The organism is Alistipes sp., assembly GCF_048465635.1.
Lineage (GTDB): Bacteria > Bacteroidota > Bacteroidia > Bacteroidales > Rikenellaceae > Alistipes.
The window spans coordinates 1-16,852 of sequence record NZ_DBFWLF010000018.1; the positions used below are offsets into that span (position 1 = coordinate 1).

General features: G+C 60.6%; 14 protein-coding genes and 1 tRNA gene. 6 read left to right on the forward strand and 9 right to left on the reverse strand.

Annotation, left to right across the window (positions count from 1 at the left end):
• Window positions 1-15: 15 nt before the first annotated feature.
• Window positions 16-1,047 (forward strand): 2-oxoacid:ferredoxin oxidoreductase subunit beta, encoded by a 1,032-nt coding sequence (locus ACMO9O_RS07280; protein WP_418983178.1) that lies wholly within the window; start codon window positions 16-18, stop codon window positions 1,045-1,047.
• A gap of 154 nt (window positions 1,048-1,201) precedes the next feature.
• Here the strand turns inward: ACMO9O_RS07280 and ACMO9O_RS07285 are convergent, their stop codons facing one another.
• Window positions 1,202-2,806 (reverse strand): serine hydrolase, encoded by a 1,605-nt coding sequence (locus ACMO9O_RS07285; protein ID WP_418983179.1) that lies wholly within the window; start codon window positions 2,804-2,806, stop codon window positions 1,202-1,204.
• Between the two features lie 51 nt (window positions 2,807-2,857).
• On the reverse strand, window positions 2,858-3,316 hold the full coding sequence (gene trxA / locus ACMO9O_RS07290; protein WP_418983180.1) for a thioredoxin: 459 nt from the start codon (window positions 3,314-3,316) through the stop codon (window positions 2,858-2,860).
• Window positions 3,317-3,329: 13 nt separating this feature from the next.
• On the opposite strand from trxA, the gene ACMO9O_RS07295 reads away from it, so the two are divergent.
• Entirely contained in the window at window positions 3,330-3,566 is a 237-nt protein-coding gene (locus ACMO9O_RS07295) for a hypothetical protein (RefSeq protein ID WP_418983181.1), read from the forward strand.
• Window positions 3,544-3,617, forward strand: a tRNA-Ala gene (locus ACMO9O_RS07300). The genes ACMO9O_RS07295 and ACMO9O_RS07300 overlap by 23 nt, the downstream gene beginning before the upstream one ends.
• A 119-nt stretch (window positions 3,618-3,736) precedes the next feature.
• Here ACMO9O_RS07300 and ACMO9O_RS07305 read toward each other — a convergent pair.
• The 7 genes from ACMO9O_RS07305 to ACMO9O_RS07335 all read right to left on the reverse strand — a co-directional run bounded on the left by ACMO9O_RS07305 (window position 3,737) and on the right by ACMO9O_RS07335 (window position 9,988).
• On the reverse strand, window positions 3,737-4,135 hold the full coding sequence (locus tag ACMO9O_RS07305) for a D-Ala-D-Ala carboxypeptidase family metallohydrolase (RefSeq protein WP_418983182.1): 399 nt from the start codon (window positions 4,133-4,135) through the stop codon (window positions 3,737-3,739).
• An 8-nt stretch (window positions 4,136-4,143) separates the two neighbouring features.
• Window positions 4,144-4,713 carry a DNA/RNA non-specific endonuclease gene (locus ACMO9O_RS07310; protein ID WP_418983184.1) on the reverse strand — a complete coding sequence of 190 codons (570 nt, stop codon included), beginning with the start codon at window positions 4,711-4,713 and terminating at the stop codon, window positions 4,144-4,146.
• A 30-nt stretch (window positions 4,714-4,743) separates the two neighbouring features.
• Window positions 4,744-5,310, reverse strand: coding sequence for a DUF2589 domain-containing protein (locus tag ACMO9O_RS07315; RefSeq protein ID WP_418983186.1), 567 nt, complete (start codon window positions 5,308-5,310; stop codon window positions 4,744-4,746).
• A gap of 23 nt (window positions 5,311-5,333) precedes the next feature.
• Window positions 5,334-5,840, reverse strand: a complete 507-nt coding sequence (locus ACMO9O_RS07320) for a DUF2589 domain-containing protein (protein WP_418983187.1) — start codon at window positions 5,838-5,840, stop codon at window positions 5,334-5,336.
• An 84-nt stretch (window positions 5,841-5,924) separates the two neighbouring features.
• Window positions 5,925-6,308 (reverse strand): hypothetical protein, encoded by a 384-nt coding sequence (locus ACMO9O_RS07325; protein WP_418983188.1) that lies wholly within the window; start codon window positions 6,306-6,308, stop codon window positions 5,925-5,927.
• 373 nt (window positions 6,309-6,681) lie between these two features.
• A complete protein-coding gene (locus ACMO9O_RS07330; RefSeq protein WP_418983190.1) occupies window positions 6,682-7,113 on the reverse strand; it encodes a hypothetical protein in 432 nt (143 codons plus the stop codon).
• A gap of 292 nt (window positions 7,114-7,405) precedes the next feature.
• Entirely contained in the window at window positions 7,406-9,988 is a 2,583-nt protein-coding gene (locus tag ACMO9O_RS07335) for a BTAD domain-containing putative transcriptional regulator (protein WP_418983191.1), read from the reverse strand.
• Between the two features lie 290 nt (window positions 9,989-10,278).
• On the opposite strand from ACMO9O_RS07335, the gene ACMO9O_RS07340 reads away from it, so the two are divergent.
• The 3 genes from ACMO9O_RS07340 to ACMO9O_RS07350 are packed head-to-tail and all read left to right on the forward strand — an operon-like array spanning window position 10,279 to window position 16,851.
• On the forward strand, window positions 10,279-13,458 hold the full coding sequence (locus ACMO9O_RS07340) for a SusC/RagA family TonB-linked outer membrane protein (protein ID WP_418983192.1): 3,180 nt from the start codon (window positions 10,279-10,281) through the stop codon (window positions 13,456-13,458).
• A 10-nt stretch (window positions 13,459-13,468) separates the two neighbouring features.
• On the forward strand, window positions 13,469-15,151 hold the full coding sequence (locus tag ACMO9O_RS07345; protein WP_418983194.1) for a RagB/SusD family nutrient uptake outer membrane protein: 1,683 nt from the start codon (window positions 13,469-13,471) through the stop codon (window positions 15,149-15,151).
• The gene (locus tag ACMO9O_RS07350; RefSeq protein WP_418983196.1) at window positions 15,148-16,851 is read left to right on the forward strand and encodes a hypothetical protein; all 1,704 of its coding nucleotides are present in this window, start codon (window positions 15,148-15,150) and stop codon (window positions 16,849-16,851) included. Before ACMO9O_RS07345 ends, ACMO9O_RS07350 begins: the two co-directional genes overlap by 4 nt.
• The last annotated feature ends 1 nt before the right edge of the window (window position 16,852 follow it).

The window sequence follows — 16,852 nt, forward strand, 5'->3', positions numbered from 1 at the left end:
TTGAAGTAATCCATTATGGCAACCTATAATTATACCCCGGCGGATTTCAAAAGCGACCAGGAGGTACGCTGGTGCCCCGGATGCGGCGACCACGCCATCCTCAACGCCGTGCAGCGCGCGCTGCCGGAGGTCGCCGACGCCACCGACACGCCCCACAACCTCTTCACGTTCGTGTCGGGCATCGGCTGTTCGTCGCGCTTCATCTACTACATGAAGACCTTCGGGTTCCACTCCGTCCATGGGCGCGCCAACGCCGTGGCCACGGGCGTCAAGGTTGCCAACCCGCGGCTGAACGTCTGGGTCACCACGGGCGATGGCGATTCGCTGGCCATCGGCGGCAACCACTTCATCCACGCCATCCGCCGCAACGTCGACCTGAACGTCATTCTGTTCAACAACGAGATTTACGGCCTGACCAAAGGCCAGTACTCCCCCACCTCGAAGCTGGGCAAGATCACCAAAACCTCGCCCTACGGCACGGTAGAGAAGCCGTTCAACCCCGGCGAACTGGTCATCGGAGCCAAAGGCACGTTCTTCGCCCGCTCGATCGACATGGAGGTGATGCTTTCGAAAGAGTGCATGGTCGCCGCCGCGCTGCACAAGGGCATGTCGGTGGTCGAAGTGTTGCAGAACTGCGTGATCTTCAACGACAAGACCCATGCGGCGTTCGCTGCCGACAAAGCCACGCGCGCCGAGCGCACGATCACGCTGCGCCACGGCGAGAAGATGCTCTTCGGGGCCGACCGCCGCAAGGGGCTGGTTTTCGAGAACATGAAGCTCAAGGTGGTGACCGTCGGCGAGGAGGGCTACACGCTCGACGACGTGCTCACGCACGACGCGCACGAGAGCGACACGACGCTCCACTCGATGCTCGCCGCCATGAAGTACCCCGACTATCCCGTGGCGCTGGGCGTCATCCGGCAGGTCGAGCAGGACGCGGTCTACGACGCGGCCGTCGAGCGGCAGGTCGAGCAGGTTCTCGCCCAGAGCAACATCCACTCGGTGGACGAGCTGCTGCACTCGGGGGCTACCTGGGAGGTGGAGTGAGCAAGAATTAAGAATTAAAAATTAAAAATGAAGAGTTAAGAGTTTAACAGACTTCTGTCTTATTAATCTTGCCCTAAAATTTTTAATTCTTAATTTTTAATTCTTAATTACTGATAAGAGCGACAGGCGACCGCACGGCCGCCTGTCGCTCTTATCAGTATACGTTTGCCGCTCGTAGGACGATCCCCTCCAGCAGGCGCTGCATGTTGCCGATCACGGGGTTGTCGGCCATGCCGTAGGCCGCACCCAGCGCGCGCATCTGCGGGAAAGCCACCCACACGCTGCCCCGGGCATCCTCCCAGACGGCGATCCGCAGCGGTAGCTCGAGCGCGATGCTCGGATTTAGCTGCATGAGTTTCGTGCCGACCTGCGGCGCACCGAACACCACGACTTTCGTGGGTCGCAGCTCCAGCCCGACCTCCGCAGCGTTGCGGCCGTGGTCGAAGCGGGCGAAGACGGGGATCTGCAACGCCTCCAGCTGCCCCTCGATACGGGTCATCGTCTCGTCGACGCCGAACGGACTTTCATAGGTGTAGAGTCGGTTGTCGTCGGCCCCCGTACCCAGCTGCCGCCCGTCGTAGGCCGCAGCGATCCGCCGGGCGAGGTTCGTCAGGTCGACGCCCTCGCGGTTGGCCATCAGCGTCACGCAGACCAGCTCCGAAGCGTCGGTAAAGCGGCTCAGAAAGACCGAGTGCCCCGACACGCCGCCCTTGATGTCCATCAGTCCGGGATGGGCGTAGAACTGCCAGCCGGCCATCGCCGGAACCCGCGTGCCGTTGTCGAGCGTCGTGGCCGCATAGACCTCGGCCCGGTTCTCGGGCTTTTCGATCAGCACGCCGCCCGCAAGGCCGATGTCCCAATGGCTGATGTTCTCGGCCGAAGCCCACACGTCGGCGAAACCTTTCATGGACGGTCCCAGCGGAGCCGCCTCCTCCAGCATCCCGTCGCGCTCGGCGTAACCCACGGTCGTCTCCGCCGGGTCGATGTAGGCGGGATCGTGCTTGAAGCGCTCGTGGCGGTGGTTCGTGGCCGCGACATCCTCCTGCCGGACCCGCGACAGCTCCTCGCCGAAGAAGGTCTCGCGCAGGCCCAGCCGCTCGATCTGATTCACGCGGACAAATTCGCGGTAGGGCATCCGGGCCGCCCGCTCGACCGCTTCGGCCAGCAACAGGAAGTTCGTGGCGCTCTGCCGCACCTCGGTCCCGGGTTCAAACGCCAGCGGCAGCGAAGCCACCGAGGCGATCAGTTCGGCGGGTGTCGCCGAGGCCGACGCGTCGAAACCCGCCTGCTCGCGGTAGTCGGGAATACCCGCGCTATGCTGCAACAACTGTTTGATGGTGATGCGCTTCCACGCCTCGGGAAGTCCCGGAACCCGGTCACCGATCCGGTCGCCGAGCGCCAGCGCGCCCTGTTCCACCAGCTGCATCACAGCCACCGCGGCGAATCCCTGCGAGATCGGACCCGCGGGCCAAAGGGTCTTCACCGAGGCCAGCCGCCCCTCTTCGAGGTCCGTCACGCCGTACCCCGCCACGCGGGGAATGTAGGGCGCCTGCACGATGGCCAGCGTCATGCCGGGGATGCCCTCCTGCTCCATGAACTCGTAGATCATGGCGTCGACCGACTTTCCGAGGTATTCCAGTCGGGAATTTCCGCGCCCCTCGCGGGGCAGTTGATAGTGCTTCATCGTTTCATTGCGATTTTGGGCCGTCAGCGTACCTGCCGCCAGCAGCGTGGTTATCCACAGGATCGGTTTCATCATTGGTTCGTTTGCGGCCGTCGGGCAGCATCAGGGCCGGGACAGCCTGTTCCTTTACTTGCCGAGCAGCGTGCCGTCGACGATCTTGCGCATGTCGTCGATGCCCATCGCACCGGTGGCGTGCTGCGGCTTCCCCGCACGCGGGATGAAGATGAAGGTCGGGATGCTCCGCACGCCGAACAGCGCCGCCAGCCGCCGCTCCTTGTCCACATCCACCTTGTAGACGCGCACCCGCCCCTCGTACTCGCCCGCGAGCGTCTCCATCACGGGCGACATCATCTTGCAGGGCCCGCACCAGGTGGCATAGAAGTCGATCACGGCGGGCAGGTCGCCCTCGTACTTCCAGTCGTTGTTCTTCGTGTAGTCGAAGATTGCGGTTTTGAACTCCGCTTCGGTCAATTCGATTGCTTTCATGGTTTTCGTGTTTTGGGTTTCGGCCCGGAGCGCCCCGGGAGCAGCCGCTCCCGCCAGCAGCGCCAGCGCCGAAACGATTCCGATTCGTGACTTTTTCATAGTGTTTCCGATTATGGTGCAAAGATCGGGCTTCGAAGGCATCCGCGAAATGGCCAAACCGCCGGAAGAGTTTGCAATTCTTCCCGCAGCACATCCGACTACCGTCAAAAGGCCCTTTCAGCAGGCCGATCCGGTAGGCTTTTTCGCCTTGCGCCGAAAAAAAGCACAGGAATTTTCGGCCGAATATTGCGCAAATGAAAAAATCGGTTTATCTTTGCACCCACCAAGGGGGATTAGCTCAGTTGGCTAGAGCGCTTGCATGGCATGCAAGAGGTCACGAGTTCGACTCTCGTATTCTCCACAGGAAAGACCCTGCAAAATAAGTTTGCAGGGTCCTCTTTTTTCCAACCGCCGAATCCTCCTTTCGACGCGGCACATAAGGAGGGTCGTCACAACGGCAGTACAATCCGGACCAAATTCTCAGAGATGCAACACCTGTCGGCGATTGTTGGCGCTGTAAGATATATGCACCCAGGCGTAGCCCGATTCATCGATCAGCTGGTCGAATTGCAGCGAACTGCTGCGTATCATTTCGAACAGCTCGCGGTTCTTTTCGGAATCTCCGGCGGTGATGTCGGCAGCCTCGCCTTTGCAGTGCTGCGAAGTCGGTACGCCGCCGACCGCTTGGTTCAGCTCGGGGCAGCGGTAGCCGCTGTTTACCCGGATCGGTCTGCCCCAGCGTTCACGGAGGGGGTCGAGCAGATTGTCGATCAGACGCTGCAATCGTGCAGTCACTTCCGGCAAAGGCGTATTGTCGATACCGCGAGCCGCAGCCGTGGAGGAGCGCGTGAGTTCGGAGAGAGAGAAATATCGGCTCATTTTCGCATTCAATTCGGAATATTAATTTTGGCATACTTTGATGCCATCTTAGGGTAATGAGAGTTGAAGTAATCTGTTTCGGTCTTATTTAACGGTATTGGGCTACCGTCCAAAAATTGAATTAATTCGATATCCAAAATCAGACTGACAGGGGCATATCCGCCGAAATCACGAGAGGTCCATTTGTCATCAGCTACCACCCTATAATAGACTCCATAGGTTTTTCCAAAGTGCGCTTTCAAATACTTAGCTATGGTGATCAATAATTTGACGTAGTTCTCGTAGGTTGCGTGGAGGCTGTTTGCTTGGTTGGTCAAGGGGACCATGTTCTTTTTTTCGCCCCATCCTCCTAACTCCTCATTGAGCAAATGACCTGAGATGTACCCGGAGCTTTTTTTCATATGTATTTCGGGGGGCGTCCCTTTGCTGCCTCCCGACAAATCCCCTCCATTCAAAACGACCTCCATAGAAGTTCCCCAACCATGAGCGTTTAATGGCCCCCAAACGGGGGATTTCAGATAAAGATCTTCAAATCCGTATTTTTCAGGGGGTTTCGTTTCACGTTTCGGTCGAAACATAAATCCATGCTGTTTTAAGAATTTCTATTTTCAAGCATTGCCTGCCGGAATAGGCTCGATGCAGGCGGCCATAATATCCATCAGCTTGCTCAGCCCTTCGGTCGGTTCTTGCTGGCGGGCGGAAACGTGCACCTGATACTTGGCCGTCTGGTTGGTCGAGCGGGTGTTTTCGCGGGCCGAAGACACTTTACCCTTGACGTTGATGCTGCCGCTGCCGAACCAGCCGAACCGGAAACTCGCATTGGCTTCGGTCGTGACCTCCGACGAGGTATTCTCCTTGCTGGTGGCCGTGTCGGTGACCTCCATCTGAAAATCGATCTGTACATCGTCGATCAACAGCGAGGGAATGGGAACCAGTCCCAGAAACGGAGCGCGCACCATCACCTCGGATTTAGCCCCTCCCTGCCCCTCTATCGGGCGTTCGAGTCTGAATTCCAGCAAGCGGGGTTTGTCTTTATCCGCAAACCCGATTTGAGTCATAAACTCGAATGCCGATTGGGCGAGGAGTTTTTGGGAGTCGCACGCAGCGCGAAGAGGCGATGCGATGAGTTCCGCAATGGGAAGTCCCTGGAAATTTTTTGCTACACTGTCAGCCATAGTTGTAAGTTTTAGTTAGTGAACTATTCGTTTGTCCGGTCGTAAGGGATGATGGTTTTATCGAACTCCTCGATGATTCGGGACAGACCCTCGGGAATGGGATGCGATTCGAATTTGATCTTCACGTTCATGGTCGAAAGGTTCTTCTTGCCGCCGAAGCTCACTTCGAGGCTCGAGCGTTCGACCCCCATATTCAGGTCATAGGCTTCATCCCCCACCCGAAAGCCTTCCTGCGCGGCTTTACGCTTGAGTTCCGAAGCATGAATCTGCACGTCGAACTCCATCTCCACCTCTTTGATGTTGATAGCCGAAGGATTGACGATAGAGATGATCGGAATGTCGATGGCCGTATCGTCGCTGATCGCAAGACGGCGTGTGGCGGCATTTCCGTCCTTGTCGAAATAGCGGCCCAGCAGCTCGATGTTGCGCGCTTCGAGCATCTCCATGGCCGCATTCACGGAGTGCTGCAATCCCCGGATCAGATCGGCGAAAGTCTGCGATTCGCCGTTTTGTTTATTCCAGAATGCCATAAACCTAATTTTCGGACAAGATATGCCCGCATGGCGAAGTTTTGTTTCGCCACGAAAAATTTTCACGAAAAATTGTTTGCGGGATCAGCACGCATAGAACCGGATTTTTTCCGCGAGCCGGCACAGCACGCTGAAATGTCCGGGTGTAATGGATGGCCGGCACTGTTCCATCACGCTTTCGAGCAGAGTCGCCTCTTCCAGCGTAAAGGAAAACGGATGCAGGGTGTATGCGCTGTCTGCGTAATAATACGCTTTTTTATAGGGACAGTAGTTTATCGGAGCATGAAACCCTAACAGGGGGTCGTGGCGCATGGCTTCGATGTCGAGTTGGATCGTGCGGCGCGTGACCCTGTATCCGATTCGTTCGCGGCATATTTCGACGACTTCGGATGTTTTGGCGTAGCGTTTCTTATGCAACAGCATATCGATGATAAAGTAACGGGCCAGTGCAAATTTATTCTGGGGCATAATCCGAACGAATTTAACCAGAATAAATATAGGTTATTTTCAGGCAATGCAAGAATCCATTGCATCGCCTGCTTCGGCGCGCAGATAGGGTCGACAAATACGGATGCAGGCAGAACCGATCCGGCCTGGATACCCGCGTCGACCCGGGTATCCGATCGTTTATTCGTGACGGTTGGTTTGCGGTTCGGCGGACCTCCGTCCGCTCCCTTCGGATCGGAGGGAGCGGATAGACGGTCAACGCTTCGACTCGCTGGCCGGTGGGTTTCCAGCGCTCAAGCGGTGCGAATTGCTGCAAAAGCGGATTCCGCACTGCCGAAAAAAGTCCCCCGGCCGACCAGGCCGGGGGACTTCGATCGGTCCGCTCAAAAAGAGGCTACTTCAACTCCTCTACCGTGACGGTCCACTTTCCGTTGGCCGACGTGACATTTAGGTAATAGGTTCCCTTGCGCAGATGCGATAAATTGCTTTCGCCCTGCTCGCCGGCATCGAGCATGACTTCGGGGAAACCGCCTTCGGTCATGATGTCCGTTCCCTCCTTGACCACATACACCGCAAAGACGCCCATATTGTTCGCCTGGAAATTGTAACGCAACCGCGCTTTACCGCCCGAATAGTCGAATTCCGCCGATTTCTTATTGCCCGAGCCGCTCAGCGTAATCAATTCGACCCACTCTTTGGACGGACTTGCGGCCTCGGTCGTTTCGGTCGCCTCGGTGGTAGCGCTATCGGAGCCGCCCAATGCAGCAACAATGATGATAAAGAATAGGGCAATAACCGCTATCCAAATCCAAGTTTTCTTTTTCATACGTCTGTTTATTTTGGGTTAATTATATTAGATAGACAAATCCGATCTCGAGCGGTTACGGGGCACAATGCCGACAAAAGGCATCGAATAAAACAAAAATAGCAAAAAAATTCCAACCGATCGTCTTTTCGGGAAAAATAGGACCGACCTACGAACATTTTTTCTGTTCCCGAACAGATTTTCCCGCACGGTCGCGGATAGTTCCTATCGGGCCAGACGCGGAAGCGCGTGACAGTCGCTCACGGTCGGACCGAGCTAATTACGGTTGTGGCACGCGGCCTGTTCGACAACCTCAGAGGCCCTCGAACGGACGGGGATAGTCCACCTCGAGCGAAGCGCGGAAGCGGGCGCAAAACTCGTTGTACAAAAGGAGTGCGCGGTCGGTCCGGCCCAGTTTCCGGAGTGCCGCGACACCGGCCTCAAGCATGTCCTCGTTCAACGGATCGACCGCGAAAGCCGCCCCGATCAGCCGTTGCACCCGCTCGTACGCGCCCGTTTCGCTGAGCGCGGCAATCTGCCGGCGAAGGGTTCGCTCGATGGTTTTCTCAAATTCGCGGCGGTGATCCTCCGTCCAAGGTTCCCCGACCAGCGGGAAGAGCGTACCGCGCGCGACGACGCGTATCGCCTCGTCCGTCAGCGTATCGGCCTGCTCCGCGGACAAACCGCTCGAATCTCCGTTCCCGGCCGTCCCGTCCGCATCCGGCCTGGGCGTCGGACCCGCTGCCGAAGCGTCGATCCTGCGGCACAGGGACATGCAGCGGATGTAATCGCAGTAGAACTCTTCGCCCAAAAGGAACCGCCACCGTCCGTTCTCACAAACCAGTTCGATCCCCCGCAGGTCGTTCAGTATCTTGCGCAGGTGGTTGATCGTCACCCCGCGGATGTTTTTGGCTTCGGCCAACTCCTTGTCGGGCCACATCGCCTTCGTAAGCCTTTCGGTGGAGAGACCGTTGTCGCCCTCCTTGCTGTGGAACAGAATCAGGGCGAAGAGTTTGCGGAGTTTGGCGCTGAAACGGTATCCGACGTCGCGGCCGCGGGCATCGAAAGCCAGAAAATCACCCAAGACGTAGACCGCATTGCGTCGGAGACTGACGGCATGCGCGACTGCGGCAGGCCGCTCCTCGTCAGGCGGCGGCACGTTCGCGCCACGGCGCAGGCGGAACAGCAGCAGGCAGCACACAATCCCAATGGCCGCTGCCGCCAGAGAGAGCAACCGCAGCGGGGAGAGCCATACCGGATGGTCATAGTCGACCAGCTCGCGGGCCGAAACGGGCGGAGAGCTGAGCGTATAAATCCGGATGTTGGCCGTCTGCGGGTCCTTGTACTCGCGCAGGACCGCCACCAATTCGTTCATGGGAGCGTTGCGGAAGAGAAACGCACGCGTGGCGATCTCCTCGGAGAGTATCGGAATGGGCGAGCTGACGATCTCGCTCGCTCCCGTGCGCAGGTCGAAGCGGCAGAGTTCGAGCTGCGACGAAGCGTGATGGTGGGGATAGATCAAAGCGTAAAAGTGCTCCTTCTCCCTGTCCAGCAACAGATTGGTGGCCGGAACATACGCCGAATCGGGTGCGATCTCCCACAGTTTGCGCAGGCGCTTGTGCTCCAGGTCGATAGCCGTAAGGTCGTAAAGGTTCCGCCCGCCGAGTTCCTGCCGTCCGCTCCGGTTGCCGAAGCCGCCGAACAAGAGCACCTCATAATCGTCGCGGCCGCGCCCCGTCGCGGCGAAGAAGCGCGGAGCGAGCGAGTCGCCGCCCGCGAGTTTCACCTCCACCCAGTCGTCCGTCGGAAGGTCGTAGCGGTAGAGGCGGTTGGAGTAGGTAAAGTTGCCGTACCCTCCGAAGAGAAACAGCGTATCGCACTCGGGATCGAAGAAGGCGTTGTGATGGTGCAGTCGGTTGCGGATATGGGGCGCTCCGGTCCCGACGATTCCCAGCGTCTCCATGTCGAGCAGGGCCACCGAGGGCGCGAGCGAATCGGGCGCTCCGAGGTTGTAGAGCCAGGTATGGTTGCTTTTGGGGTTGTAGATCGCCTCGTCGACCGGCATCGGGACACGCCCGATCGGGGTGTAGACCACCGTACGCGTGTCGGTGCGGAAGATCGCCAGCGAATCGCGGCCCGCCACGTAGACCTCATTGGCCGAAGAGTTGTAGGCCACTCCCGCCCGCAGCGGCGCGTCGAACGAAGCCGCAGGCGCCCAGTTGAAATGCTCGGTGATCAGCCAGACGGGATTGGCGACGCTCCCTACTGCACGGCCCCGGTCGTCGTGCACGGTTTCGCCCGTCGATTCGTCGAGCGGAATGTGAAAGCGGAGCCGTCCCCGCTGCTCGATACGGATGTTTTTGAGCGCCATCGCCGGAACGTCGAGGTTGATGCCGTGAAGCCCGAAGAATATTTTCAGCCGGGCCGGGTCGGAGAACCCCACCCCCGGGCATTCGTAGGCCGCACTGTCGAGGTGGATGACCGCCCGGTCCGCCTCCAGGTCGAAGTCCATCCGGACCGTCACCCAGCGGCCCGTTCCCGACATGTCGGGCGGAATGCGCATCGGGATGTTGCAGCCGGTTCGCGTGGTATTGAAATCGATATAATATTTGTTGTCGGGCCGGAAATTGACGAAAACCAAACTCGCCTCCTCCCCCTCGGTATCGACCAGCCGCACGATGTAGCCGAAACGCCGCGCGTCCCGAATGGAGAGATCGAACGAGAGGGAGAAGTTCCGGAAGAAACGGTGTGCGCGTCCGTCGAACAGTTCGAGCGAGGTGCGCTGCGTGATGGATTCCGTTTTGGAAGTGAAGAGCAGTCCCGACGCGACAGGCTCCCGTCCGCCGACGGAACCCGCCGCCAGCAGGCAGAGGAGCAGCAGGCCATATGTTTTCATAGACGCTTGCGAATCAGGTGTCCGAATGTGCTACAAAGGTAACAAAAAACGACAATTTTGCAACGAAAAGCGCCTCACACCGGTTAATTTTCATGTATCGACCCTCAAACCAACAGATTGCGTCGTCTCCTACGAAAAAGCGAGGTTAACGTTTTTTTCGTCGCGTTAACCCGCTTGTTAACCCGCGCCCTAATCGGACCCGGCTATTTTTGTCTGACGCCGGATGCCGTCGCAAACGCATCGGCCGCCGGGAACCGCTCCAACGACCAACCAACCTAAAACCGATATAAATGAAAAAATTGGGACTATTGTTCTTTGCAGGGCTGTTGACCGTCGTCGGCCTGTGCGAAGCCCGCGGGCAAGGCCCGATCCGTGTTTCGGGCCGCGTGACCGACGCGGAGGGCGTGCCGCTGCCGGGCGTCTCGGTCGTTGTCGAAGGTTCGGTCCACGGAACCACGACCGACACCAAGGGCGCCTACTCGCTCGGCGTACCGTCGAAGGAGTCGGTGCTGGTCTTTTCGATGCTCGGCATGAAAACGCTCTCGCACCGCGTGGGTAACCGGAGCGTGGTCGACGTGGAACTGACCCAGGACGCCGTGGGCATGAAAGAGGTGGAGATCGTGGCGATCGGCTACGGCACGTCACGCCGTTCGGATTTGACCGGTTCGATCTCCTCGGTCAACAGTGACGTGCTGAGCGACCGTGCGGTCGTTTCGCTCGAAGATGCCATGCGGGGCAAGGCCGCCGGCATGCAGATCGTGCAGAACGACGGTTCGCCCGGCTCGGATTACACCATCCGCATCCGCGGAGCCTCGTCGGTGAACGCATCGAGCGCACCGATCTTCGTCATCGACGGGGTGATTTCGGACGACGCCTCGCTGCTCAATCCCGGCGACGTGGAATCGATCGAGGTGCTCAAAGATGCCTCCTCGACGGCGATCTACGGTTCGCGCGGGGCCAACGGCGTCATCATGGTCACCACGCGCAAAGGTTCGGCCACCGGCAAGACCCGCGTGGAACTCTACGCCAATTTCGGCGTCCAGCAGGCCGTCAGGGCATACGACATGCTCGAATCGGCGGATTACGCGCTGATCCGCTACAAGGCCGCCTGGAAATACTTCCCCTACGGGAGCGATCCCGCGACATTCGGCAAGGGGACCGTGCTGCGCGACAACCCCAACGGCGACGGCAACTACTGGGTGCTGCCGGACGATTCGCCCTACACCGACTGGCAGGCCTATGCGCGGCCCGACAGCGTGAACACCGCCTGGCAGGACCTGATGTTCCGCGACGCCCTCTTTCAGGAGTACCGCGTCAACGTCTCGGGCGGCAACAAAACCACCCGTTATTCGGTTTCGGGCGGCTACCTCAACCAGGAAGGCATCGTGGTCAACAGCGGCTACGAGCGTTATTCGGGCCGTCTGAACCTTACGCAGCAACTCGCCCGCAGCGTGACGATGACGGCCAATCTGGCGGCCACGCACACCAAAAACTCGGGGCTGGCGACGGGCAGCACCGACGGCCTGATCATGAAACTGCTGCGGCAGCCGCCGACCACCCCGGCCACCTCGTCCGACCTGACGGAGGGTACAGGCGACGAGGAGGGCACGGTCATCTCGAATCCCTACGCACAGGTGCGCGACATCACCAACGACCGCTACAAGGACAACTTCACGGCACGGCTGGCGCTCGAGTGGCAGATCACGCCCCGCATCTCGCTGCGCGGAGCCGGGACCTATGAGGACAACCACCAGAAAACCGATGTCTTTTACCCGGCCGACACCGAACAGGGTTTCAAGGCCAACGGCCGCGCAATCCAGTCGACGGCCGATAGCAAGAAACTCTCCGGGGAGGCGTTCCTCACCTACGCCAACCGCTGGAAAAGCGGCCATCGCCTCAAGGTGCTGGTCGGATCGACCGTCGAGACCTACCGCAGCGACGCGGTGCGGACCGAGAACCAGGACTATCCGGCCCTCAACCTGGGGGTCGACGGACTGGGCATGGGTCTTGCCCCGCAAATCCCCACCAAAACGATCGTCCACTGGAACATGGTTTCGTTCCTCGCCCGCGCGGAGTACAATTACAAGGAACGCTACCTGGTAACAGCCAGCTACCGGGCCGACGGTTCGTCGCGCTTCGGCGCAGGCAACAAGTGGGCCGGCTTCCCCTCGGTCGGCGCCGCCTGGCGCGCGAGCGAGGAGCCGTTTATCCGCGACCTCGACGTCTTCCACAACCTCAAATTCCGCTTCGGCTACGGGCGCAGCGGCAATACGGCCATCCCGGCCTACCGCAGCCTCTCGACCGTCACGACGGCCCTGCATCCGATGGACGGGGAGAAACTCTCCTACGGAGCGATCATCGACCGGCCGGCCAACCCTGCGCTGATGTGGGAAACGACCGACATGTACAACGTGGGCGTCGACATGGCCTTCTTCCGCAACCGGCTGGCGCTGACCGTCGAACTCTACCACAAGCAGACGCGCGACCTGCTGCTGGAAAAGAACGCCGCGCTGGTCACCGGCTACGAAAAGGGATGGGCCAACATCGGCGCCATCCGCAACCGGGGCATCGAACTCACGCTCGACGCCACGCCCGTATCGAACCGCCGCTGGAACTGGTCGATGAACTTCAACATCGGCTTCAACCGCTCGCGTGTGCTCGATATCGGACCCGGCGGCGAGATGGGCTTCGACCCGGGCATCATCCCCGGTTCGGGCAACTTCGTGATGATCCGCGAGGGGCGCAGCCTCGGACAATGGTACGGCTATGAGATCGAAGGAGTCTACGGCTCGCAGTACGAGATCGACGACCAAGGTCTGAAAGAGGTGCTCGGGCAGAAGATCGCCAGCGTACGGCCCGGCGACTACCGTTTCCGCGACCAGAACGGCGACGGCAAGATCAACTCCGAGGATCTGGTCATCCTCGGCAGCGGAGAGCCGCTGTTCACGGGCGGCTTCACCAATACGCTCTCTTATAAGAATCTGACGCTGAGTTTTTCGCTCCAGTTCAGCTACGGTGCGAAAGTCTTCAACGCCAACCTCCACTCGCTCACCAGCGGACGCGACGGTCACAATCAGATCGCAGCCATGCGCAACGCCTGGTCGCCGACACTCTACGACCAGACGGGCGAGATGGTCTTCGCCGGAAACTCCGACGCCAAATACCGCATGCCGGGCGGGGCGGCGCTCAATTTCTGCACCTCGAAGATGCTCGAGGACGGTTCGTTCCTGCGCATCGGCGATGTGACGCTCTCCTACGGTTTCCCCCAGAAGATCGCCCGCAAGATCGGCATGCAGGGGCTTAAGGTTTTCGCATCGGTCAAGAACCTCTGGGTCTTCACCGACTATTCGGGTTACGATCCCGAGGTGAACACGCGCCAGGGGCAGACCGGAGACCTGATGCCGAGCCTCGATTTCAGCGCCTATCCGCGCAACCGGTCGTTCTCCGCCGGATTCAACTTCATCTTCTAACCCAAGTACCATGAAAAGACAGCTATTCCTGCTGGCCGCTTGCGCCGTCGCCGCCACCGCGGCCTCCTGCGCCGGATTTCTGAAGGAGGTTCCCGGATCGGAATTCTCCGAAGGCAGCTTCTACACCGATATCGAATCGCTTCGCGCGGGCGTCGTGGGGGCCTTTTCGGTCACCCAGTCGATCTACGTCGTCGGGACCAACACCCCGCTGTTCATCGGCATGCTCGGCACGGACGAATGTATGTATCCGGCCGAAACCAACCTGCGCGGCTTCCTCGACCGCTATACCTTCACGCCCACCGACGGCTGCATCAAAGAGTTCTGGCGGCGCTACTACCGCATGATTACCGCCTGCAATACGGTCATCCACAAGTCGGCAGGCATGCCGGGCGACCGTGCGGCCATCGACCGCTGCGTGGCCAACGCCCGCTTCCTGCGCGCCTGGGCCTACTTCAACCTCGTGCAGACGTTCGGAGCCGTCCCGCTGATGGCCGACCACGTGACGGAGCTGACCTACGACTTCGGGCGGGCTCCGGTCGACGAGGTGTACCGCTTCATCGAGGACGATTTGCGTTTCTGTCTGAGAGAGGGCGTGCTGCCCCGCTCGATCGACGGCGGCTGGGCCAATTACTGGGCCGCCGAAACGCTGCTGGCGAAAGTGTACCTCACGATGGCCTCGGCCCGGCGGGCCGGACGCGTCGCGGGCTACGAACGCATCGCCGCGAGCGACGAGGAGCTTTACGGCCAGGCGCTCGCGCTGTTGCAGGAGGTGATGGATCAGAGCGGCCGCGACCTGGAACCCGTCTACGGAGACGTCTTCAAGATCGAAAACAAGAACGTCAACCGGGAGACCATCTGGGAGATTCAGTTCAGCCGCGAGATTCCCTACGGGTCGCAATGGTCGAAGGAGTACGGCGTGCGGGCCGTGGACTACGACAGCCAGAAACTCTACGGCGGATGGCGGTCGAACGCCGTGGCCGGACAATGCACGCTCAAGTACGTGCCCTCGTTCTGGTACTATTACGATAACAACGGATACGACGTCCGCCGCGCCTGGAATCTGACGGATTATATCGTCAAATTCGACAAAAAGACCAACAAACCCCTTTCGCAGAACTTTTTCTCGACACTTGCGGCCAAGCCCCCGCTCGGCGACAACGACAACGCCACGACCATCCTCTACAGCGGCGTGACGAAGTACCGCTGGGGCAATACATGGAAGGACGAACACACCGATTTCGTCTATTCCAACTGTCCGAACAACGTGATCGTGCTGCGGTTCGCCGACGTGCTGCTGATGTATGCCGAAGCGGACCTTGCGCTGCACGGCGCGCCGACCGAAGCGGGGCTTGCGGCCATGAACCGGATCGTGCAGCGCGCCCGGGGCGTCGACGCGGAGGGACGGCCCGTGCCCGCCGACCGGACACCCGGATTCAGCGACTACACCGAATACGGTCTGGAGGAGATTCTGCTCGAGCGTGCCCGCGAACTCTGCTTCGAGCATTGGCGCTGGTACGATCTGGCGCGCACCGGAATGTTCGAACACTTCCTCGAAGAGCGCAACGGCCACACGCAGACGCGCACCTACTTCGACGCCGGCAAACACTATCTCTTCCCCATCCCGCTGAGCGAAATCCAGCTGGCCGAGGACAAGGAGGGCATGTACCAGAATCCCAACTACGACGGACAATGAGACTGCGCACGATACTTCTCGCGGCGACACTCGCATGCCGCCTCCCGGCCGGAGCCGCCGCACCCGACGACGACTTCTTCTGGTGGCCCGAGCAGCGGTCCCCGGCCCGCTACACGGTCTGCACCTCGCCGCGCAGCCCCGCAGAAGCCGTGCTCGCCCAGTCGGCCGCCGGACTGGCCGCCCGCGCCGTGAACGAGGGACGCTCCAAACGGATGATCTGGATCGCACGCGGCGGCCGTTACGAAACGTGGCTGCGGGCGACCGCCCGCGAACGGCGCATCCGCTGCAACGGAGAAACGGACGTATGGTCTCTGGTCGGGCAGCTCCGCGACGAGGGGCTGGTCAGCGGCTACGTGCTCTATGCCGCGCAGGACGGCAGCCTCAACCCCGCCACGGTGCACGCCGGACAGCTCGGCGCCGTGCTGATCGAGCAGAGCCTGCGCCCACGGGCCGAAACGGCCGGGCTGCGGCAGGTATACGACGCACGCGGCGAGCGGCCCGCGGCCTGCCTGGCGCAGGCGGGCGACAGTCTGGGCCGCGACCTGATCGTGGTGATGAACCCCTCGCTGCCCTTCAACCGCGATCTGGCCGTCGCGCAGCGTGCGATGGTCTACTACGGCGCGGACAGCGCCTACCGTGCGATGCTGGCCCGTACGCACCCGTTCTCGCCCGTGATCGGCTGGAACGAGGGACCCGAATCCGGTCACGTGGGTCCTCCGTCCGAATACGGACTTTTCAGCACCGCTTCGGACTTCTGCTCCAACCTCCCGTTCCTGATGGCGGGTGCGCGGCAGGCGAAGATCGACCGGGTGCGACGCATCGACCCGCACACGATCGACTTCGCGGCTCCGGGCAGTTTCCACGCCTTTCTGATGAGCGACGGCGACAACATGCAATGGACGATGGACGTCTTTTTCAGCCGCGACTACTACCTCAGCCCCATCTGCGAGCGAATACCGATCGGCTGGACCTCGTGTGCGGCGAACCTCTCGCAGGCAAGTCCCGCGACCTGGAACTCGCTGGCGCGGCAGCAGCCCCGCAACGCCACGATCGCCGAATACAGCGGCGGCTACCAGTATGCCGACCTCTTCGGCCGCGCGCTGCCCGACCGCTGGGAGGCGCTGCGCCGCTACGCCCGCATGACGGGTCGCCACATGCGCCGCACGGGGGTGACGGTGCTGCATCTGATGATGCTGGGTCCGATCGACTCCCCCGATGCGATGCGGGCCTACTCCATCTATGCCGAGGAGATCGACTCGCTGACGGGCATCGTCGCCATCCAGTACAACCCCTACCACGCCGGGCGCGGGGCCGTCTACTGGGTCAGGGACCGGCACGGCATCGAACTGCCCGTGGTCACGGCCCGCTACTCGCTCTGGGGCAAGATCGACCGCGACGGCTTCGGGCGTCCCGACCAGATTGCCCGACGGATCGATGCCGATGCCGCGGCGGGCGACGCGCTGGGCTGGACCATCGTCCACGCCTGGTCGCGCTACAAGCTGCGCGAAGACGGGAGCATCGCCGATGCCGACAACGACGATCCGGCGGCGGCGCGCGGCGCTGCGGCGGTGGCATGGTGCGCCGACCGCATCGGACCCGCGACGCGCATCGTCCCGCTCGAAGAGCTGTTGTGGCGCATCCGCATGCGGCACGATCCCGCTGCGACCCGAAAAGTGATCGAAACAATTGACCGACCATAAA